This window comes from Streptomyces sp. NPDC086554 (assembly GCF_040686095.1).
Taxonomy (GTDB): Bacteria; Actinomycetota; Actinomycetes; order Streptomycetales; family Streptomycetaceae; genus Streptomyces.
Window position 1 is genome coordinate 39,938 of the sequence record NZ_JBFBJK010000040.1, and the last position, 17,996, is coordinate 57,933.

Here is a 17,996-nt window from a genome sequence, read left to right on the forward strand (position 1 = left end):
CGGCGAAAACTACGAACGTTGGGCTTCGATGCCTCGCTCCGTCTCCCAGGTGACGGAGTTCGAGGACTGTGCCTACAAGGCGTGGCTCAAGCGCGTGAAGCGGGTGGTGCCCCGGCCGGCCGCCTGGAGCACCCACGGGACGAGCTTCCACACGGCCGCCGAGAAGTACGAGCTGGGCGGCAGGGAGATGGCCGCGGATGAGGCCGTAGCCGTTTTCCAGGACGAGTACGCCAAGGGCATCAACCGCGACCTTGGAGTACTCAACGACCCGGATCTGTGGATGCGAGCCAACCGCGGCGACGGTGCCGACGATATCGAGGAGCGGTATCAGAAGGGCTCCGAGCAGACCCGACGCTACGTGGAGTATGTCCAGGACAAGGCCCCTGTGCTCTGGTACGTGGACGACAAGCCCGCCGTCGAGCTGTACTTCATGGCCGACTTCGGCGGCGTGAAGGTGCGCGGCTACATCGACCAGGTGGTCAAGAACAAGGACATGACCAACCGGGTGCGGGACCTTAAGACCGGCTCCACGAAGTCCAAGTTCCAACTCTGGGTCTACGAGATGGCCTTGAACCAGCTCTACCCGGACCAGGAAGCCCCCAATGGGGATTGGTACCTCGCCAAGGAGCACAGACTCTCCCGGCCGGTGAAGCTGGCCGACGCCGACCAGGACGAGATCACTCAGCGGATCGTGGACATGGACCAGGGCGTCAAGAGCGGCGACTTCCCGGCGAGCCCCGGCTTCCTCTGCCGGTTCTGCGACGTGGCCTACGCCTGCTCTTTTTTTCGATCATGAAGTTGGAGTGTGAGAGTTGTTCAGTCTCAACCAGTCCGTACGGATGCGGGGCGCGGCCGGTGAGCCCATCCCCAGCCCCTTCAAGGGCCTCCGCAAGCTCGACGTGGAGTTCCGGCGCGGAGACTTCTCCGTCGTCTGCGCAGGGGGCGGCACAGGCAAGTCCCTGACGGCCCTGTGGCTGGCTGTGTCGTCCAACGTTCCCACCCTGTACTTCTCTGCCGACAGCACCGCCGCGACGCAGCTCAGTCGGGCCACGGCGATGATCACTGGCGACTCCGCCAAGGGCATCAAGCGGAAGCTCGTCTCCGAGGGCGACGACTTCGAGGGGTACTCCGATGCCCTCATGAAGCGCTGGTGGCTCCGCTTCAACTACTCGGCCCGACCCAACCCGAAGGAGATCGAGACGCACCTTGAGTGCTATCGGGAGGTCTTCGGGATCTACCCCCACCTCGTGGTGATCGACAACATCACCAACGTGGATGGAGGCGGGGCCGGCACCGCAGAGGAATACACCTTCGGCCTCGAAGGTCTCTGCGACTACTTCAACGAGATGGCGCGTGAAACCCATGCCCACGTCATGGCGATGCATCACGTCGTCGGAGAGTTCTCATCCGGGAACAAGCCAATCCCGCTCTCCGGAGTGAAGGGGAAGATCGGGCGAGTCCCGAGTCTCGTCCTCACCATTCACGCAGAGGTGGACGGGATGGATGGCAGGACGCTGCATATATCTCCAGTGAAGAACCGTGAAGGTTTCACTGACCCGAGCGGCGAGACGTTCTCCTCGTACGAAGTGAACACCTCGAATCTCCACATCACAGACGTGGAGGAAGAAGTGTTCTGAGTCACTTCCTCTTAATTTGGTCATCAGGTTGGAGTGTGAGACACTAGGTGAAGAAGGGCAGGGGAGATGAGCCCTCCACGGAAAGGCTTCCGGAAGTGCACCAAGTGCCTTCGGAACCGAGCAGAGAAGTTCTACACATCCACGCGTGGCAGGGTGTGTGCCTCCTGTCGAAAGAAGACCAGGAGTGCGAGTTCGCACGAGACGCGAGTCCAATCGACCTACGGACTTGGGCCGGGCGAATACGGCGAACTGTTCCAGCAGCAGGAAGGAAAGTGCGCCATCTGCCGCCAGGGTCGGCAGCGGAGACTCAGCGTCGATCACGACCACAAGACTGGGCTATGCCGGGGCCTGCTTTGTCGCCGCTGCAACAACTACCTGTTGGCGAAGGGTGCGCGGGACAACCCGACCATCCTCCGCAATGCGGCTGACTACCTCGAAGATCCCCCAGCAATCCGAATCCTAGGCAAGCGTTACCACCGAGAGGACGGCAAGAAGTGATCAGCTATGACGGCGGCCAGCTCTACGTCACCCTTACTCGTAAGACGGGCCTGACCAATCTCCTCCGGCTCCTGGAGGCTGAAGCTGACCTCGGACTGCACGAGACCGCAGTTGTGACGTACAAGAACCGTCGCGGCACCCACCGGGAGTCCATGCCCGTGGCCCAGCTCGCCAAGCTGGTCAAGGTCGAGGAAGACAACCTGAAGAACCTCCGCCTTGAGGCAGCCCTCAAGGTTGGAGTGTGAGATGGGGAAGCTGGACATCACCGAGGTCTTCCGGCACTACTTCCCCGAGGTCGAGCTAAAACCTCGGGACGGCTGGCAGAAGATCCACTGCCCCGAACATGTCGAATCCAACCCGAGCGCGTCAGTTAGTTCATTCAAGAACCGTTGGACGTGCTTCGCCTGCGACATCCATGAGGACTCGTGGGACCTGATCATGAGGAAGGAAAACTGTGGCTACCGCGCTGCTCAAGAGTTCGCCGCAGGCAAGTTCTCTGGTGGAGACAGCCCAGGGGTACAGCCTGGACTTCAGGGGAAGCCCGGCCGAGGAGTACATCAAGCACCGCGGTTTGGGCAGCATGGCGACCCGCCTAGGGCTGGGGTACGTCGCTTCCCCCGCTACGGGGCATGAGAAGCACCTCGGGCGCCTGGCCATCCCATTCCTGCGGCCCGCAGCGGGAGACCATGCCGTGGCCACCCTGCGGTTCCGCTGCATCAACGAGGGCTGCATCAAGAACCCTGACGGCACCTGGCGCGAGGACGAGTGGCACGAGGGCCACGGCAAGTACCAGAGTCTTCCCGGCTCCCGGCCGATGCTCTACAACACGCAGGCACTCATCACGGCCTCCCCGTACGTCGGTCTCAGCGAGGGCGAGTTCGACGCGGCCTCCGCCGAGCTGGCCGGCATCCCCACCGTGGGCGTCCCCGGAGTCAGCGCGTGGAGGGATCACTTCGACCCGGCCTTCCTGGGATTCGAGGCAGTCTTCGCCTTCACCGATGGCGACGGGCCTGGCGAGCAGTTCGTAGAGAAGCTGGCCGAACGGCTGCCCAACGTCGTACCCATCCACTTCGGCGCGAAGTGCGACGTGAACAAGTTCGTGAACGACAACGGGCCCAAGGCCCTCCGTGAGAAGTGCGGAATCGAGTGAACAGTCAGATCACAAAGTTGGAGTGTGAGAGTGGCGAGGTGAATAGCCCCAGTCACTACACCAACGGCCAGTACGAGGTCATCGACATCATCGAGGACTCCCTGAGCGAGGAAGCATTCCTCGGATACCTCCTCGGAAACATGACCAAGTATCTGCTCCGCTGTCAGCACAAGCACGAAGACGGCGGAATCCAGGACGTCAAGAAACTCATCTGGTACGCGAAGAAGTACATCGAAGTTGCGCGGGGTGAATAGTGAACATTTGCCCTGAGTCGGATTGCGGGAAGCGTTCTAGGCGGAATACTCGTGGTGGCCTGTGCAGTGGCTGCGGAGTGAAGAAGATGCTGGCGGCTAGAGAGGCGGCTGGAGACCTCTGTAGATTGCCGGGCTGCTCAAATGTTCGCAGGATGCGGATCTATTGCTCAACGCATTACGGGCACGCCAAGGCTGGGAAGTTGCCGAATAACGTACGGAAGATATTCAAAGACCCTCGCGAGAAAGCCGTGCATGTCCTGTCGAAGGCCGTTCCGAACGGGTCTTGCCTTGAGCACTCAGGCTGGGTGGGGCGGAACGGATACGGGAGGATTAATTTCGGAGGGAAATGTCATCTGGCTCACAGGTTCATCTATGCAGGCATTGTTCGGGAAATCCCGCCCGGCCATGCTGTTCATCACAAGTGCGCGAATAGGAAGTGTATCAATCCTGGCCATCTGCAAGACGTGACGCAAGCTGATAATGCGGCGGAGATGCTTGCACGCAACTCCCTTCTCAAGCGCATTCGGGCACTAGAGATCGAGAATCAAGATTTGAAGGCGATGGTGGTTGTGTGAACAAGGATCAGGTTGTAGTCGTCTGCCCGGACTCGCAGAACCCGAAGCACGATTCAGTGGCCATGAAGGCGATCGTGGACTTCATAGCCGACGTGCAGCCAACCGGAGTCATCCACATCGGAGACGCCCTCGACTTCGAAGGGCCGGCCCGCTGGACAAAGGACACCCGAGAGGAATACGCGGGCAACGTCGAGCAGGAAGCCGAGGACTTCACCAACGAGTTCATCGCTCCGGTGCGAGAGGTTCACGACGGCTTCTTCGGCATCCACGAAGGCAACCACGACCTTCGCCCCCGTCAGTACCTTGAGAAGTACGCCCCGGCTCTCGGACAGTCCAAGCACTTCCACTTCGAGAACCTGTGCCACTTTGAGGACCACGACGTACAGCGGCTCCCGGACTTCTACGAGGTCTTTCCCAACGTCGTCACCACCCACGGCCACCTCGGACGCATCCGGCTCGCCCAGGTCGCCGGGATGACCGCCCTGAACGCCGCGAAGCGGTTCACCAAGTCCGTGGTGATGGGCCACACCCACCGAGCCGCGGCCATCCCTCACACCCTCGGCATCGGCACTCCGCAGACCATCTGGGGGGTCGAGGTCGGACACGTCATGGACGAGTCCCAGGCCGGATACCTCAAGGGGACGCCCGGCGACTGGCAGAAGGCGTTCGGAGTCCTCCACTTCAGCAAGAACGGCCACTTCAAGCCCGAGGTGATCTACATGAATCAGGCCCGCGAGTTCGAGTTCGCTGGCTACCGATACTCGCCGGGGGTGGCAGCGTGAACGAGACCGACATCGACTGGGGCTACCTCGCCAACGTGGCAGGCCGGATCTCCTACGCCATTGCCGAGCGCTGGCAGATCGTAGAGGCCAACGATGTGAAGCAGGAAATCATGATGCACGCCCTGAACGAGCGTCACGTCATTGAGCGGCACTACGCCGACGAGGACTTCCTTCGCAAGATCTTTTGGAAGGCCGGTCAGCGGTACGCGGCCAAGGAGCGCAACTATCGCGACCTCATGGACGGGGAGTACTACTACACCCCCGACGACGCCAAGACGGCGATGCGGACCTTCCTCTACACCGACGAAGAGTTCGGTGAACTGATCGGGAAGAAGGACGACCTCACGTCCTGCAAGGTCACCGACAACCTGTTCGTGGCCCGCCAGGACGCCGAGGCCGGACTGAAGAAGGTCAATGACCGGTACCGGACGCTGCTGCTGAAGCGCTTCGTCTACGGCCTCCCCATGGACAGCCACGCAGACCAGCTCGCCCTTTCCCGAGCCGTCGTCGCCCTGTCCTACGAGATGAACCGCAACCTGCGACGAGAGGCCCAGATCTCGTGATCGAGACCCACCACAAGTACGACCGCGAAGACATCGCCATCGAGGTCATCTACGACTCGGGTTCGATCTCACCCATCTACCTGGGGCTGCACGACAAGGACGAGTCCGCGGAGTTCAACGTTCCGCGTCAGGACCTCCCGAGGCTCGTCGAAATGCTGACCGCCGCACTCAACCACCGATAGGAGAACCACTTGTTCAAGACCGAGACCGCCGAGACCGTCTTCAAGCGCACCTACTCCCGCAAGAAGCCGAACGGCGAGATGGAGACCTGGCCCGAAACCGTCGAGCGCGTTGTGAACGGCAACCTCGCCCTGGTCGAGCCCCGCTACATCGAGGAGGGCGAGCGCGAGCGACTGATCCACCTCATCCAGAACTTCAAGTTCCTGCCCGCAGGCCGGCACCTCAAGAGCAGCGGCGTAAACGACTTCGCGCTGAACAACTGCTGGGCAAGCGGCTGGGACGCCGAGCAGCCCGAGGAGCACTTCACGTTTACGCTCCTCCGCCTGGCCGAAGGCGGCGGCGTCGGCAGCAACTACAGCTCCCGGTACTTCTACGGCTTCCCCGTCATCGAGAACGCCATGAAGGTCCACATCGTCTGCGACCCCAGCCACCAGGACTACGAGAATCTGGCCGAGGCCGGGCTCATCAGCACCGAGTACGACTACGAGTGGGCCGGGGCCTACAGCGTGGAGGACTCACGCGAGGGCTGGGCAGACGCCCTGGGCGACCTGATCCGCACCGCCCACGATCCGGCGATGAAGCACGAGAACCGCGTCTACGACGTGACCAGGGTCAGGCCCAAGGGCGCCGCGCTCAAGAAGTTCGGCGGCACGGCCAGTGGGCCTGAGCCGCTGGCACGAATGCTGGTCAACGTCGGAGAGATCTTGACCGAGGCCGCGGGCTGGCGGATGACCGGCATGGACGCCATGGCGATCGACCACCAGATTGCGATGGCCATCGTGGCGGGCGGCGTGAGGCGTTCGGCCCGCATGAGCATCATGGCGTGGAACGACACCCTGATTGAGGAGTTCCTGAAGTGCAAGAGCGGTGACCAGACCGCGATGTGGACGACGAATATCTCGGTCGAGATCGACAACGCGTTCATTCGGGCTCTCGATGGTCGGAACGAACGTGCCAACAAGATCATGAACGCCCTCGCTGAAGGCGCTCTCGGATCGGGTGAACCAGGCTTCTGGAATCGCTCACTCTCCAACGTCGGCGAGGTGGACGGAACCTTCACCACAAATCCGTGCGGAGAAGCTCTTCTGCTCCCTGCCGAACCATGTAACTTGGGCTCTGTCAACCTCGGTTCGTTCGTTCATGAGGGCGACCCGGACTTCGACGGACTGACTGAAGCACACCGTCTAGCGACGCGCTATCTGATACGAGCGACCTTCGCCAAGGTGGCCGATCCGAAGTCGTACGCGGCCATCCAGAAGTATCGGCGCATCGGCGTCGGACACCTCGGATTCGCGGACTACCTGATCAAGCAGGGCATCAAGTACAGCTCCGCGCCGTACTCCTTCGAGGTCCGGTACGACCTCAAGGCGTTCGCCAAGGTCGTGGACGAGGCCGCCGCGGAGTACGCCAACGAACTGCGCATCCCCGTCCCCATCAAGAAGCGCGTGATCGCCCCCACCGGCACCACGAGCAAGCTCGCCTCCGCCTCCGGAGAAGGCATCCACGCACCGTTCGCGGGCTACTTCCTGCGACGCATCCGGTTCTCCAACATCGAGCCCAACGAGGCCGCACAGATCGAGGAGTACAAGAAGAAGGGCTACCACACCGAGCCGTGCATCTACGCGGCGAACACCACGGTCATCGAGATCCCGACCGTGGACCCGCTCCTCGCAGAGGACACGGAGAACGCCGAGTTCTTCGAGCACACGGGGGAGTTGACCCTTGAGCAGATGCTCTCGGTCCAGAAGCTCTACCAGGACCTCTGGGCGGACCAGGCCGTGTCCTACACAGCCTCCGTCGATCCCGAGAAGTACAGCCTCAACGACGTACGACGGGTGCTGGAGAGCTTCCTGCCGGCCCTCAAGGGAACGACCATCTTTCCCGAGCTGAGCCGAGACCAGGCGCCCTATCAGCGAATCAGCAAGGAAGCGTATCTCGACGCCATCGCATTCATTGGCGAAACCGCAGCAGATACCGGCTACGACGAGGTTTGCGCTTCCGGAGCCTGCCCCATCTAGTGACCCTATTCACAGCTCCGCAAGTTGGAGTGTGAGACCTATTGTGAGAGGATAAATATATGAGCGAGAGTCCGTTCGGAAACACCTCCCCGTGGGACGATCCCACGAAGAATCCCACCACTGAGAACGCCAAGGAGTCGCCTGTGACCACTACCGCCACCGCAGCCACCGCCCACACTCAGGAAGGCGTCACCCTCTCCTTCAAGGGCGGCACCGGCTACGACGCCTCCCTCCTGGTCCTCCGGGCTGGCACCGTCACCGAGATGGATCAGCTCCTCGAAGCCGAGGGCCAGCGGCTCGCCTCGCTCATGAAGCGCATGGCCAAGATCCAGTCGTTCAACAGCGAGCTGAACGCGAGCGAGAAGGGCGCCAAGGCCCCGGCTGCGGCCTCCGGTGGCCAGAAGAACTCCTTCTCCGGTGGCAAGGTCCAGAAGTCCAACGACCCCGGCCCTGGCCCCGAGTGTGAGTGTGGCGAGCCCAGCTCCTACACCGAGTGGGGCACGAACAAGTTCGGCAAGCCGTACCGCGCCTACAAGTGCGCCGAAAAGGTTCGCGACTGGCGCTCGGGTGGCGGCTGCGACTTCATCGAGTGGTTCAACGGCAAGTAAATTCATCACTTCAAGTTGGAGTGTGAGACGTGGGGGCTGGGTCTCCTCCCGGCCCCCGTCCACCCCAAGAGTTTCATGCACTTCCTGAGCCCGCGCACCAAGAGCGACGACGCCAAGTACAAGAGCTTCCCTCAGGTCGAGATCCAGATGGTTGCCGACCAGATGGAAGCCGAGTTCAAGCGCCTCATGCCCGTCACCCACGAGCACTTCGTGAAGCACGGACGAGTCGCCCCGTAATGGCTGACCTCGTAGACACCCTCGGCTTCTACCAGTGCGACTGCGGCTTCTCCTTTGTCGAGCAATACGACCGCACCGAAGCCCCCTACCTCGAAGCCTTCTGCCCGGCCTGCGAAACCCCTGGAGACAACGAATGAGCATCTGGAACGTCCAGTACGAGCGCGAGAACTCGCAGATGGACCTCATGAACGTACCGCTCGACAAGGTCACGATCGAGGTCAAGGAAGAGAACAAGGCACTCATCGAGACGCTTCGCCGCGACCTTGCCGAGGCCACTCGGAAGGCCGACGCCGCCGAGACCGCCAAGCGGTACTGGCTCAACCGGTACGAGCAGGAGCGGGCGCACTCCCGGACCCTCACCGCAGACCTCACCAAGGCCAAGGCCGCCCAGGGCGGAGGCGGTCACCGGTACGTGAGCCTCGTCAAGCACCTCTCGGAGCGCAAGCGCCGCCTCGAAGGCATCAAGGCCGACGCCGCCCGAGAGATGGCCTGGGAAGAGGGCCTGGGCGCCGAGGAGCGCCTGAACGAGATCGACGCCGCCCTGGGGGCTGCCGGTGTTCGCTGACTGGACTGAGGTCCCCCAGCACGTCTTTGACCACAACAACATGACGGTCGAACGGCGCATCGGACCCGACACCGACGAGACCGAATTCCCCTCGACCCTGGACGGGACGTACTGACATGCCGTTCTTCACCTTCAACCAGAACAACTCCGGAGGCGGGTTCGACTACGACGAGTCGGCCGGCATCAGCCACTTCGTCATCATCGAGGCCGACTCCCCGAAGGACGCCATCGACCGAGCCGAAGAGATCGGCCTCTACTTCGACGGCGACAACGACTGCTCCTGCTGCGGCAACCGGTGGTCTGACTACCTCGATGACGACGACGCCGAGGACTTCCCCGCCATCTACGGCAGCCCGGCCAGTGAGCACCTGGACCACGAGTTCTCGATGAAGTGGATCGACGGATACGAGGGGTTCATTCATTACAAGGACGGTGTGACGGAAGGAATCCTCAAGTGATCTACCGCAAGAAGAACGAGGAGATCCGGAACCTCGCCGCGGCCCTCGAACTGTCGCAGCGCACCGTTCAGAACCACCTCAACTCGATCGGCCGGCTCAACGAGTACTGCGACCAGCTTGAGGAACAGCTTGATATCTCCGCGAAGGAGTACTCGGAGCTGGAGGTCAAGTGCGAGGCCCTGTCCCAGGTCAAGGACAACCGTCCCAAGTTGGACGAGAACGACCTCGAAGAGATCTGGCAGCTCTACAACGACGTGGGCTGCACGTACCACGAAATCGCCAGGGCCTACGAGGTCCACCCCAGCACGGTCGGCCGCGCTCTCGACCGCATGGAGGCCCGCATCAAGGCAGAGGGGCCGCCTTTTTGAGCGCAGCAAGTTGGAGTGTGAGATATGGGAGAATCTAAATGAAGATCATCGAGTACAAGGTTAAAACAGATCTGGTGCGAATCAACATCGTTGAAGATGAATCTGACCTCCCGGAGTTTCACCGCTTTGTCGAGGCCAACCACAGCGTCCTTGGGTTCGACACGGAGACCGACGGCCTCTCCTGGTGGGAGGACGGGTTCCGTATTCGGCTCGCCCAGTTCGGCAACGAGTACGAGAGCTACGTCCTCCCCGTGGAGCGGGGCGGCCTCTTCCAAGAAGACGCCATCAAGGCCGTGAGTTGGGTCAAGAAGCTCGTCATGCAGAACGGCACGTTCGACGTCCTCTGCATGGATCGAGTCTGGGGGGTCAAGGCCGAGATGGTCTTCCCCCGCCTGCTCGACAGCCGCATCATCGCCCACCTAGTGGACAGCCGGGGCCGGAAAGACGGCGGCATAGGTCACTCGCTCGAAGAACTCACCCGCCACTACCTCTCAGCAGACGTGGCCGATGAGGTGAAGGGCTCGATGACCGCCATTGCCAAGGAGCTGAAGGTCAAGAAGGCGGAAGTCTGGCCCGTGATCCCCTTGGATCATGAGGGCTTCAACCTCTACGCAGGCATGGACCCCATCCTCGCGTACCGCTTGGCCAAGCTCCTCAAGCCCAAGATTCCGGCCACGGCCCGCAAGCTCGTCCCCTACGAGCACGAGCTGGCCGCCGCCTGCGCCTACATGGTGCGGCGAGGCATCAAGGCCGACGTGCCGTACATCCGGGACCGCGCCAACGAGCTGGCGGAGACCGAGGTCCACTTCAAGGACGTTGCCGCCCGGCTCGGACTGGAGAACATCAACAGCCCCAAGCAGGTCGGGGAAGCGATCGTCGCCCGTGGCATCGCCATCACCGAGCGGACCCCCACCGGTCAGCCGAAGGTCGATGACCACCTGTTGAAGGCCCACCTCGAAGACCCGCTCTGCGAGGCGATCTACCAGGGCAAGAAGGCAGCCAAGGCCAAGAGCACGTGGTTCGACAATGCGCTGAGCAACCGGGATGCGGAAGACAGGCTGCACGCCGGGATCAACTCAACCGGCGCCCGGACAGCTCGGATGTCAATCTCCGGAGCGATCCCGGCGCAGACGTTCCCCTCGGGGGACTCGTTGGTTCGCCGCGGCTTCGTTGCCGATGAAGGCATGACGATCTGCGCAGTTGACTACAAGGCGCAGGAACTCCGAGTGCTCGCCGCCCTGTCGGGAGACAAGGCGATGAAGAAGGCGTTCCGAGAGGGAGCCGACCTTCACCAGATCACTGCGGATGCCGCCGAGGTTGATCGCGGCACAGGCAAGATGACCAACTTCCTGACCGTGTACGGGGGCGGGCCGGCCGCCCTCATGGCGCAGGCGGACGTCACTCGGGAAGTCGCTGAGCGAGCCATCAAGGGATTCTTCAAGGTCTTCCCTGGCGTCGAGCAGTACTCCGAGGAACTTCAGCGCGAAGCGCGCCGCAAGGGCTACATCGTCACCAACACGGGACGACGCCTGTACGTAGACAAGCGGCGCCCATACGCCGCCTTGAACTACGCCGTGCAGAGCGCTTCGAGGGACGTGACAGGTCGAGCAATCCTTCGGCTCCAGAAGGCCGGATACGGCCCCTACTGCCTGCTTCCGGTGCATGACGAAGTGATCTTCCAATTCCCCGCCGAGCACGCACTGAAAGCAACCACCAAGGCCGCTCAGATCATGAAGGAAACCATGAGCGGCGTACTCATCGATACCGACGTTTCCGTATACGGAAAGAGCTGGGGCTGCGGATACATGGCCGAGGGCCAGTACTGCGACCTCTGCGACGTGATCCACCGGGAGGCAGTATGAATGACGACAAGAACACGGACGGCTTCGCAGAACTGATGGACAACCTTCAGACCGAGATGAACGAACGCGTTCTCGGCAACGCCGCGGAACTTGGCCTGAAGACGGCACGGTTGACCGGGCTCATCATCAAGGAAGCCAAGGAGTGGGGCTGCCCCAGGGACCTGGCCGAAGCCATGGGAGCCGACTTCTGGCAGCTCATCATGATCGCCCCGCAGGAAGCGGAGGCCGGCGCGTGAGCTACGAGGACTACTACGTAGAGGGCGGCGAAGAGGGCTTCACCATGCTCATCCACGACCCGTCCGGAGAAACCGTGGCGGAAGGCGGGTGCCTCTGCTGCACAGGCAACGAAGTCACCCTGCAAAAGCTGATGGACGCCGCCGACTACGACATGAAGAACCGCGAGGCTGCCGAGTGACCGAGTACATCGTTTTCACGTCCCCCACCTGCCACTCCTGTAAGCGAATGAAGCCCGTGATCATTCAGGAAGCCATCGTCGCTGATGTCGTGATCGAAGAGTCCGATGTGATGGACGGAGGTGACCGGCGCCGGTACCGGTTCGACGTGGCCTCGGTACCCACTCTGGTGGCTCACCGAGACGGAGAGCACATAGGCCGGCTGGCCGGAATGAAGAGTCAGGCCGACCTCGTTGAATTCTTCAAGGCGACCAAGGGATGATGAACCTTGACGACCGCCCAGACTGGGACACGTACTTCCTTGGAATCGCTCAAGCTGTCGCTCTACGAGGCGATTGTCGCCGCTGCCGCGTCGGAGCTGTGGTGGTCGGCCCTGACCGGAGAATCCGCTCTACGGGATACAACGGATCGTATCCAGGAGGTCCGTCGTGCAGCGCTGGAGAGTGCCCGCGATGCCAGTCGGAAGTCCCCTCCGGCGCCTCATACGAAGACTGTATTGAGACTCACGCCGAGGCCAACGCGCTCCTCTACGCAGACTGGTTGGGCTGCCAGGACGCAACGATCTACATAACCCGATCCCCATGCAAGGACTGCACAAAACTGATCAGGTCATCCGGGATTCGGAAGGTCGTCTACTAGGACGACGGAACCACCGATCGTGTCTGGTACCGATACGATACGGTGATCGGCAGTTGGTGTGTGATGCGTCGGCTGCGGTTGCGAATCCTAGGAGTGAAACATGTCGGACGACCTTCAGGTAGTGCAGGTCATTCGCCTCACCGTGGGCGAGGACGAGTACCAGGGCGAGGTGACTGACCCGAAGGTCATCGAGCAGATTCGCAAGGAGTACAAGGCGTTCAACGCCGCCCACGAAAAGCTCCTGGCGACGCTGGAGGAGCACGAGATCGAGGTCGTGCCCGAGAAGCCGGAACCGCAGGCAGCCCGGACTACGGCCAGGGCCGTGCAGCGTGGTTCCTCTGGGCCTGACTCGGCTGAGCTTCGCCTGTGGGCGGCCAAGTTGGACAAGCCGAAGCTCCCGCTCAGCTCCGCTGGCCGAATCCCTGCATGGGTGAGCGACGCGTACGAGAAGAAGCTCCACGGCGACGCCCTTGCCAAGTTCGTCCACCTCAGGGCAACGCCCGAGTTCGTCAAGAAGTTCGAGGATGCCAACAGCGGCGAGTGACTCCAAGAGAAAGGCCCCCTCTTCGGAGGGGGCCTTTCGTGTTGGATCAACTCAGCACCCAGGACTCACCCTTCGGGGTCTGGTACCAGAGGCGATGTGTCCCGTCGCTGTCGACCGTAAGCCCGAACTCATCGCAGCGAGGTCGGCCCTTGCTCGTCCACCAAGACCAGACCCTCTCGACGTTCTCCCAGACCTCCTCGCCCTGCTCACGGAATTGAGGGCGAGCCCCCTCCTGTGCCACATACACGGCTTCCCCCCAACGGCCATCGGGCAGTACCAGGCGGCGCATGAACTGACCCTCCTCGACGCCGTACTGGAGATTGACGCCTGGAAGGTGCGCAGCGAGCAGGAACAGGAAGTGGTAGTCGTCGAAGTCGGCCACCGGCACGTCCGTCCACCCTTCAGCCGCCGACGACAGGTCGGCCTCGGGCACGTCACGGTGATCGTGTCTGGCAGGCATGAAGGAGCCTCCGCGCGTCAGGAAGCGGCCTTCAAGCATGCCTTCCTTTTGGGCATCCAACACCGCTAGACCTGAGCTGATTGGACCGAAGACGTTCGCGATGATTCGCCCGCCCGGAGCGACAGCCTGTCGGATCGTGTGCGTCACCCGTGGCAGACCAAAGGAGAAGACCATCCTGTCGAACTGCCTCTGCCACTCCCGCTTAGTGGCATCGGCCCGGACCACTGTGGGGCTGTAGCCCAACGCGTCCAGGCGTTCATGAGCCAGCTCAGTGGAACCAATATCGGTCGTCGCCAACTGATGAGAGTCGCGTAGGCAGTTAGCGATCAGAGCGGCCTGGTACCCCGTCCCCAGACCTGCATCAAGGACAGTGTGGGCCGGCCGAATATCGAGCGCTTCCAGCATCCGAACTACGAGGCCAGGTTGAGTGCTTGAGGAGGTCGGGTACCCGTTCCAGCCGCCCTCCACTTGCTTGGCGGTCTCCCGGTCGAGTTCCGTCACCAGTGTCGTGTTCGAGTAGATCGGCTTCCGCCAAGCGTCGCCATCAGCTTCCGTACGTTCCACCCAGAGAGTTGGTGTGCCTTCCCTGGCCTCGAAGTAGTGCGGCAGGAAGATGTGGCGAGGAGTGCCGATCACGGCCTCCCGTAGCGGAGCGGACTTCAGGTCCTCAGAGGCTTCGAGCGCGGCGGCGAGCTCGCGTGCGTGGTGTTCCCAGTTCACGTGTGGCACCAGTCCTCCAGGGTGCGGGAGATTGCGGCGGCTAGGGGGAGGTCGGGGGAGTTGGCCCAGGCCCACTGGCCAGAGGGGTTGGCCTCCAGGAAGACCCACTCCCCAGACGGACGAACGATGAAGTCGGCCGCGAAGTATGCGAGATCCATCACGGCCGCGTAGCGTTTCATGGCGTTCTCGATTGCGCAGGGTGTTGCGATCGGGGCGACCGTGAGCGAGTCGTAGTCGGTCCGCCAATCGATCAGTGCCTGTTCGCTTCCGGCGTCGATCCGGGCACTGTGACACTCGTTGCCTACGAAGATCAGCCGGACCTCGAAGTCCTTCTCCACCTGCTCCTGGAACAGGTGAGCCGTCATGCTCACCCCACTGAGAGAGCCGAGATCGACGACCCTGGTGTACATCTGCTCGTACCCGGCCTCATGGGACACCACCGGAATGCCCAGTGGCTTCGTGATGATGGGGGCATCGACCAATTTGGCGAAGCGTCTGACGGCCTGCGCGTCCGTCGTGACCAGACTCCGCGGCACGGTGAGGCCAGCCGCGCTAGCAACCTGGAGCTGGCGAGGCTTGAACTCTGCCGCCGACGCCTTCGATGGGTGGTTCATGAACGGGGCCTCAAGGCTCGTTAGGACGCCGCCAAAGCCGATACGGGCGGCGCCGCGCGCGAAGTTTTCATCGGCCTCCGAGAGGCCAGAGAACTGGAATGTTCCTGGCCTGTTCCAGTACACAGCCTTGATCCCGGACAGGAGTACAGACCGATACGCGTCTGAAACGACGCCTTCCCAGCGGCCGTTGCCGAAGGTGGCGCGGAACTCCAACTCCACAGGGAACTGCGCGGTGTCCATGCGGAAGACGGGAACGCCCGCCGAGGCCAGCTCGCCGAGGATGAGATCGGTGCCGGCCTCGAACGGGCTATCCACCACGAGGACGGTCACTCGATGAACCCAGGGTCCGGGCCCTCGTCGTGGGGAGGGGGGTTGTCCTTGTCGCCATCAGGGTTGGTCTTCTGACTCGTGGCCATCGCGGTGAGCGGTGTCCCGTCCTCCAAGCTCGCGGTCTGCGTCACTGGGTCGTATACGCGGGTCTCGACGTGCGGCACGTTGAGTTCCGCAGTCGTGAACCGTGCGCCGACGAGCGCGTATGGGCGCAGCCCTATGGGGCAGGGCGCGACGGGCGCGCTCCGGCCTAAAGGCAGTGCTTCGATCAGGTTCAACGTGTTCCTTCCGTCTGGATTGGAATCCGCCTCCCACAGGAGCCTGGTGTGTGACGAGAAGTGGCGTCGCGCGGGAGGCGGAAACTTGAGGGGACTCAGATGGGCCGATAGATCTCACGCTTGCCGGTCATCACCCACGGCCCGTAGTCCTCCAAGATCAGGACACGGGACGAGGAGCCTCCCATCGCCCGCATGTCCTGGACCCGGAAGAACTCGCCGCCGAGGCGTACGAAGTCGTCAACTGCCATCTGTTCCGGAGTGCACAAGGTCGGCTTGGTGTTGGGCGGGTAGTGCTTCGATTCCGTCGCGTTGGTCACGCCCCGGCCTCCTCGGGAGGGTCGTCCTCCTCGGAGGGCTTGTCGGACGGGATCTTCTCCAGGGCCGCGATCAGCTTTTCGGCAGTGGGGATGTTGCAGCCGCCGAGGGTGATCAGGGGGTTGGTCGGGGCTTCTTCCCGGAGGCTCATGCTCCGGAGGTTGACGTCGTGGCTCAGGAGGATCGTGTACAGCCGCGTGTACACATCCCTGGCGTGCGCGATGCTGACGTGCTCTAAGTTGATCTCGCTGCGCTGGGGTTGGCGTTTCGGGAGGGTGCTCGGAGGCATGGTTGCTCGCTTCCTGAGAGGACGAACCTCCCTGTTCAGCAACCACCTTGGACGGGTAGCCCTACGATCACCAGCGGTAATAAATTCGTTCTCCCACCCCGAATAAACGGAGCTGCGCCCATGGCGAGACCGCCGAAGGAGCTGACACCTGAGAAGAGCGTCGAAGACCTTCTGGGGGCGAAGATCCGCAGGTTGAGGCTGGCGAAGGGGTGGGAGCCCGCTGAGCTAGCTGCCAAAGTCTTCGTCAGTCCCGGGCGTATCACGTCGATCGAGACAGCGAACGATCCGCCCGGCCGGCAGTTGACCGAGAAGCTCGACCAGGTGCTTGATGCCAAGGGTGCCTTGCTGGAGCTGTGGCCTCTGATCCGAGCCGAGGCGTTCAAGGACTATGCGAAGCTCTTCCTTCGTGACCAGGCAGGCGCCCAGTCCATCCACGAGTTTTCGCTCGGCGTGCCTGGACTTCTTCAGACGGCTGAGTACGCCAAGGCGCTGATGTCGATGGACTACACGGACCGGCTTGAGGAGCTTGAGGACTCCGTCATACGACGTATGGAGCGGCAGGAGGTCTTTGACCGCGAGAGCCCGCCCTGGCTGTGGGTGGTGCTCACAGAGAGTGCCCTCTACCAGGTGCACGGCAGCCGTGAGGTGATGGCGAAACAGCTCGATCAACTGCTGGCGATGGGTGAGCGTCCCACCGTGAACATCCAGGTGCTGCCCGCCGACCAGCCTGCGGTACCCGGATCGATCAGCCTGATCACTTCAAAGGACGGTAACCGCTCCGCTTACGCTGAAGGCTTCAATACGGGTACCTACTACCAGGAGCCCACCGATGTGGATAGGTTCCAGAGGATCTACGATCGCATCCAGGCTGGCGCGTTGGACATCGAGGCGTCGGCGCAGGTCATGAGGGACGCACGAAGGAAGCACCAGCAATGACACGGCAGTCCAGGTGGCAAATCAGCTCGTACAGCGGCAGCAACGACAACTGTGTCGAGGTCAAGGTTCACGACGAGAACCTTCCCGGTGTCGTTCGTGCCCGCGACAGCAAGGACCGCTCCATCCCGGAGATCAAGGTGACGGCGGCGGCCTGGACCTCGTTCGTCGACCACTTCGCCAAGTAGCGGCACGAGAGACTGCCCCTTCCCTGACGCAGCAGGGAAGGGGTTAGTTCAGCCGTTCAAGTTGGGGTGTGAGGCTCGCTCGGTGGGCGCAGACGGACAGGTGGAGTCAGGTCGCGTACATACTCTCGATGCCAGCACGCTCGGGTCTCCCGCAGTTCCCGCCAGGTCGTGAAGCGGTAGCGGAAGACCCTCACACGGACGTAGGCCGGCGGCGTCTCCGGGAAGGGGTTGCACCTCAGCAGCCTGAGCGTGTCCCGATCGTTCAGGAGTAGCCGCAGAATGAAGCCCTCGAACCACGACCGACCGTAGGCCGGGGAGAGGGCCACGAACCAGAGCAGCCAATCAAGCCTCAAGTGGAAGGGTGCGAACTGTCGCGGCCAGCGCCGAGGGTCGTCGGGCTTGCCGTGGAAGCCGTACTCCTGCCACACCGCGTCGGCAGGAACTTCCTGGTCAGCGACCTCAAGTACCTGGTACCCCTGGCTGCTACGCTCCTTGTACCAATCCAACTGGTGCCAGTC

Annotated in this window: 32 protein-coding genes and 1 pseudogene; 27 read left to right on the forward strand and 6 right to left on the reverse strand. The window is 62.3% G+C overall.

What is annotated here, in order from left to right:
• Positions 1 to 28: 28 nt before the first annotated feature.
• The 25 genes and pseudogenes from AB0O76_RS40725 (at position 29) to AB0O76_RS40845 (ending at position 13,351) form a co-directional block, all read left to right on the forward strand.
• Positions 29 to 796, forward strand: a complete 768-nt coding sequence (locus AB0O76_RS40725) for a PD-(D/E)XK nuclease family protein (protein WP_365502208.1) — start codon at positions 29 to 31, stop codon at positions 794 to 796.
• A gap of 16 nt (positions 797 to 812) precedes the next feature.
• Positions 813 to 1,637 carry an AAA family ATPase gene (locus tag AB0O76_RS40730; RefSeq protein WP_365502210.1) on the forward strand — a complete coding sequence of 275 codons (825 nt, stop codon included), beginning with the start codon at positions 813 to 815 and terminating at the stop codon, positions 1,635 to 1,637.
• 66 nt (positions 1,638 to 1,703) lie between these two features.
• Positions 1,704 to 2,135, forward strand: a complete 432-nt coding sequence (locus tag AB0O76_RS40735) for an endonuclease VII domain-containing protein (RefSeq protein ID WP_365502212.1) — start codon at positions 1,704 to 1,706, stop codon at positions 2,133 to 2,135.
• Entirely contained in the window at positions 2,132 to 2,380 is a 249-nt protein-coding gene (locus tag AB0O76_RS40740; RefSeq protein ID WP_365502214.1) for a hypothetical protein, read from the forward strand. The genes AB0O76_RS40735 and AB0O76_RS40740 overlap by 4 nt, the downstream gene beginning before the upstream one ends.
• A 1-nt stretch (position 2,381) precedes the next feature.
• A pseudogene (locus AB0O76_RS40745) lies at positions 2,382 to 2,564 on the forward strand (CHC2 zinc finger domain-containing protein); the annotation flags it as partial.
• Between the two features lie 25 nt (positions 2,565 to 2,589).
• Complete coding sequence (locus AB0O76_RS40750; protein ID WP_365502274.1) at positions 2,590 to 3,285, forward strand: topoisomerase; 696 nt, start codon at positions 2,590 to 2,592, stop codon at positions 3,283 to 3,285.
• Positions 3,286 to 3,323: 38 nt separating this feature from the next.
• The gene (locus AB0O76_RS40755) at positions 3,324 to 3,539 is read left to right on the forward strand and encodes a DUF3310 domain-containing protein (protein ID WP_365502216.1); all 216 of its coding nucleotides are present in this window, start codon (positions 3,324 to 3,326) and stop codon (positions 3,537 to 3,539) included.
• 152 nt (positions 3,540 to 3,691) lie between these two features.
• Positions 3,692 to 4,114 (forward strand): HNH endonuclease, encoded by a 423-nt coding sequence (locus tag AB0O76_RS40760; RefSeq protein WP_365502270.1) that lies wholly within the window; start codon positions 3,692 to 3,694, stop codon positions 4,112 to 4,114.
• Positions 4,111 to 4,896: a hypothetical protein gene (locus AB0O76_RS40765; protein ID WP_365502218.1), complete on the forward strand. Its 786-nt coding sequence runs from the start codon at positions 4,111 to 4,113 to the stop codon at positions 4,894 to 4,896. Before AB0O76_RS40760 ends, AB0O76_RS40765 begins: the two co-directional genes overlap by 4 nt.
• Positions 4,893 to 5,459: a hypothetical protein gene (locus tag AB0O76_RS40770; RefSeq protein ID WP_365502220.1), complete on the forward strand. Its 567-nt coding sequence runs from the start codon at positions 4,893 to 4,895 to the stop codon at positions 5,457 to 5,459. The genes AB0O76_RS40765 and AB0O76_RS40770 overlap by 4 nt, the downstream gene beginning before the upstream one ends.
• Complete coding sequence (locus AB0O76_RS40775) at positions 5,456 to 5,641, forward strand: hypothetical protein (protein WP_365502222.1); 186 nt, start codon at positions 5,456 to 5,458, stop codon at positions 5,639 to 5,641. The genes AB0O76_RS40770 and AB0O76_RS40775 overlap by 4 nt, the downstream gene beginning before the upstream one ends.
• A 9-nt stretch (positions 5,642 to 5,650) precedes the next feature.
• Positions 5,651 to 7,657: a ribonucleoside-triphosphate reductase, adenosylcobalamin-dependent gene (gene nrdJ, locus AB0O76_RS40780; RefSeq protein WP_365502224.1), complete on the forward strand. Its 2,007-nt coding sequence runs from the start codon at positions 5,651 to 5,653 to the stop codon at positions 7,655 to 7,657.
• Between the two features lie 143 nt (positions 7,658 to 7,800).
• Positions 7,801 to 8,265, forward strand: coding sequence for a hypothetical protein (locus tag AB0O76_RS40785; protein WP_365502226.1), 465 nt, complete (start codon positions 7,801 to 7,803; stop codon positions 8,263 to 8,265).
• Positions 8,266 to 8,340: 75 nt separating this feature from the next.
• Positions 8,341 to 8,502, forward strand: coding sequence for a hypothetical protein (locus tag AB0O76_RS40790; RefSeq protein ID WP_365502228.1), 162 nt, complete (start codon positions 8,341 to 8,343; stop codon positions 8,500 to 8,502).
• Entirely contained in the window at positions 8,502 to 8,639 is a 138-nt protein-coding gene (locus tag AB0O76_RS40795; RefSeq protein ID WP_365502230.1) for a hypothetical protein, read from the forward strand. The genes AB0O76_RS40790 and AB0O76_RS40795 overlap by 1 nt, the downstream gene beginning before the upstream one ends.
• Positions 8,636 to 9,067, forward strand: a complete 432-nt coding sequence (locus AB0O76_RS40800) for a hypothetical protein (RefSeq protein WP_365502232.1) — start codon at positions 8,636 to 8,638, stop codon at positions 9,065 to 9,067. The genes AB0O76_RS40795 and AB0O76_RS40800 overlap by 4 nt, the downstream gene beginning before the upstream one ends.
• Complete coding sequence (locus AB0O76_RS40805; RefSeq protein WP_365502234.1) at positions 9,057 to 9,182, forward strand: hypothetical protein; 126 nt, start codon at positions 9,057 to 9,059, stop codon at positions 9,180 to 9,182. The genes AB0O76_RS40800 and AB0O76_RS40805 overlap by 11 nt, the downstream gene beginning before the upstream one ends.
• Position 9,183: 1 nt before the next feature.
• Positions 9,184 to 9,525, forward strand: a complete 342-nt coding sequence (locus AB0O76_RS40810; RefSeq protein ID WP_365502236.1) for a hypothetical protein — start codon at positions 9,184 to 9,186, stop codon at positions 9,523 to 9,525.
• On the forward strand, positions 9,522 to 9,893 hold the full coding sequence (locus AB0O76_RS40815) for a hypothetical protein (protein WP_365502238.1): 372 nt from the start codon (positions 9,522 to 9,524) through the stop codon (positions 9,891 to 9,893). Before AB0O76_RS40810 ends, AB0O76_RS40815 begins: the two co-directional genes overlap by 4 nt.
• A gap of 38 nt (positions 9,894 to 9,931) precedes the next feature.
• A complete protein-coding gene (locus tag AB0O76_RS40820; RefSeq protein ID WP_365502240.1) occupies positions 9,932 to 11,755 on the forward strand; it encodes a DNA polymerase in 1,824 nt (607 codons plus the stop codon).
• Complete coding sequence (locus AB0O76_RS40825; protein WP_365502242.1) at positions 11,752 to 11,991, forward strand: hypothetical protein; 240 nt, start codon at positions 11,752 to 11,754, stop codon at positions 11,989 to 11,991. Before AB0O76_RS40820 ends, AB0O76_RS40825 begins: the two co-directional genes overlap by 4 nt.
• Positions 11,988 to 12,170 carry a hypothetical protein gene (locus AB0O76_RS40830; RefSeq protein ID WP_365502244.1) on the forward strand — a complete coding sequence of 61 codons (183 nt, stop codon included), beginning with the start codon at positions 11,988 to 11,990 and terminating at the stop codon, positions 12,168 to 12,170. Before AB0O76_RS40825 ends, AB0O76_RS40830 begins: the two co-directional genes overlap by 4 nt.
• Positions 12,167 to 12,430, forward strand: a complete 264-nt coding sequence (locus AB0O76_RS40835; RefSeq protein WP_365502246.1) for a thioredoxin family protein — start codon at positions 12,167 to 12,169, stop codon at positions 12,428 to 12,430. The genes AB0O76_RS40830 and AB0O76_RS40835 overlap by 4 nt, the downstream gene beginning before the upstream one ends.
• Complete coding sequence (locus AB0O76_RS40840; RefSeq protein ID WP_365502272.1) at positions 12,430 to 12,807, forward strand: deaminase; 378 nt, start codon at positions 12,430 to 12,432, stop codon at positions 12,805 to 12,807. The genes AB0O76_RS40835 and AB0O76_RS40840 overlap by 1 nt, the downstream gene beginning before the upstream one ends.
• 100 nt (positions 12,808 to 12,907) lie before the next feature.
• The gene (locus AB0O76_RS40845) at positions 12,908 to 13,351 is read left to right on the forward strand and encodes a hypothetical protein (RefSeq protein ID WP_365502248.1); all 444 of its coding nucleotides are present in this window, start codon (positions 12,908 to 12,910) and stop codon (positions 13,349 to 13,351) included.
• A 46-nt stretch (positions 13,352 to 13,397) separates the two neighbouring features.
• On the opposite strand, the gene AB0O76_RS40850 is transcribed toward AB0O76_RS40845, so the two are convergent.
• From AB0O76_RS40850 to AB0O76_RS40870, 5 genes are all read right to left on the reverse strand, one after another.
• Positions 13,398 to 14,531: a protein-L-isoaspartate(D-aspartate) O-methyltransferase gene (locus AB0O76_RS40850; protein ID WP_365502250.1), complete on the reverse strand. Its 1,134-nt coding sequence runs from the start codon at positions 14,529 to 14,531 to the stop codon at positions 13,398 to 13,400.
• The gene (locus AB0O76_RS40855) at positions 14,528 to 15,475 is read right to left on the reverse strand and encodes an MvdC/MvdD family ATP grasp protein (protein WP_365502252.1); all 948 of its coding nucleotides are present in this window, start codon (positions 15,473 to 15,475) and stop codon (positions 14,528 to 14,530) included. Before AB0O76_RS40855 ends, AB0O76_RS40850 begins: the two co-directional genes overlap by 4 nt.
• Positions 15,472 to 15,753 carry a putative ATP-grasp-modified RiPP gene (gene tgmA, locus AB0O76_RS40860; protein WP_365502254.1) on the reverse strand — a complete coding sequence of 94 codons (282 nt, stop codon included), beginning with the start codon at positions 15,751 to 15,753 and terminating at the stop codon, positions 15,472 to 15,474. Before tgmA ends, AB0O76_RS40855 begins: the two co-directional genes overlap by 4 nt.
• A 95-nt stretch (positions 15,754 to 15,848) precedes the next feature.
• Positions 15,849 to 16,070 carry a hypothetical protein gene (locus AB0O76_RS40865; RefSeq protein WP_365502258.1) on the reverse strand — a complete coding sequence of 74 codons (222 nt, stop codon included), beginning with the start codon at positions 16,068 to 16,070 and terminating at the stop codon, positions 15,849 to 15,851.
• Positions 16,067 to 16,219 (reverse strand): hypothetical protein, encoded by a 153-nt coding sequence (locus tag AB0O76_RS40870; RefSeq protein ID WP_365502260.1) that lies wholly within the window; start codon positions 16,217 to 16,219, stop codon positions 16,067 to 16,069. Before AB0O76_RS40870 ends, AB0O76_RS40865 begins: the two co-directional genes overlap by 4 nt.
• 258 nt (positions 16,220 to 16,477) lie before the next feature.
• Here AB0O76_RS40870 and AB0O76_RS40875 point away from each other — a divergent pair, with 258 nt between their 5' ends.
• Together AB0O76_RS40875 and AB0O76_RS40880 are read left to right on the forward strand one after the other, a co-directional pair.
• Positions 16,478 to 17,293, forward strand: coding sequence for a helix-turn-helix transcriptional regulator (locus AB0O76_RS40875; protein ID WP_365502262.1), 816 nt, complete (start codon positions 16,478 to 16,480; stop codon positions 17,291 to 17,293).
• Positions 17,290 to 17,478: a DUF397 domain-containing protein gene (locus AB0O76_RS40880; protein ID WP_365502264.1), complete on the forward strand. Its 189-nt coding sequence runs from the start codon at positions 17,290 to 17,292 to the stop codon at positions 17,476 to 17,478. Before AB0O76_RS40875 ends, AB0O76_RS40880 begins: the two co-directional genes overlap by 4 nt.
• Positions 17,479 to 17,534: 56 nt before the next feature.
• Here AB0O76_RS40880 and AB0O76_RS40885 read toward each other — a convergent pair.
• Positions 17,535 to 17,996, reverse strand: a 462-nt coding sequence (locus tag AB0O76_RS40885) for a lipase maturation factor family protein (protein WP_365502266.1), incomplete at its 5' end; no start/stop codon positions are given.

Coding starts and splice junctions, on each gene's coding strand:
- AB0O76_RS40880 (WP_365502264.1), top strand. CDS start 17,290: ATGACACGGCAGTCCAGGTGGCAAATCAGCTCGTACAGCGGCAGCAAC.
- AB0O76_RS40735 (WP_365502212.1), top strand. CDS start 1,704: ATGAGCCCTCCACGGAAAGGCTTCCGGAAGTGCACCAAGTGCCTTCGG.
- AB0O76_RS40870 (WP_365502260.1), bottom strand. CDS start 16,219: ATGAGCCTCCGGGAAGAAGCCCCGACCAACCCCCTGATCACCCTCGGC.
- AB0O76_RS40790 (WP_365502228.1), top strand. CDS start 8,341: ATGCACTTCCTGAGCCCGCGCACCAAGAGCGACGACGCCAAGTACAAG.
- AB0O76_RS40725 (WP_365502208.1), top strand. CDS start 29: ATGCCTCGCTCCGTCTCCCAGGTGACGGAGTTCGAGGACTGTGCCTAC.
- AB0O76_RS40825 (WP_365502242.1), top strand. CDS start 11,752: ATGAATGACGACAAGAACACGGACGGCTTCGCAGAACTGATGGACAAC.
- AB0O76_RS40820 (WP_365502240.1), top strand. CDS start 9,932: ATGAAGATCATCGAGTACAAGGTTAAAACAGATCTGGTGCGAATCAAC.
- AB0O76_RS40845 (WP_365502248.1), top strand. CDS start 12,908: ATGTCGGACGACCTTCAGGTAGTGCAGGTCATTCGCCTCACCGTGGGC.
- AB0O76_RS40800 (WP_365502232.1), top strand. CDS start 8,636: ATGAGCATCTGGAACGTCCAGTACGAGCGCGAGAACTCGCAGATGGAC.
- AB0O76_RS40875 (WP_365502262.1), top strand. CDS start 16,478: ATGGCGAGACCGCCGAAGGAGCTGACACCTGAGAAGAGCGTCGAAGAC.
- AB0O76_RS40840 (WP_365502272.1), top strand. CDS start 12,430: ATGAACCTTGACGACCGCCCAGACTGGGACACGTACTTCCTTGGAATC.
- AB0O76_RS40795 (WP_365502230.1), top strand. CDS start 8,502: ATGGCTGACCTCGTAGACACCCTCGGCTTCTACCAGTGCGACTGCGGC.
- AB0O76_RS40760 (WP_365502270.1), top strand. CDS start 3,692: ATGCGGATCTATTGCTCAACGCATTACGGGCACGCCAAGGCTGGGAAG.
- AB0O76_RS40810 (WP_365502236.1), top strand. CDS start 9,184: ATGCCGTTCTTCACCTTCAACCAGAACAACTCCGGAGGCGGGTTCGAC.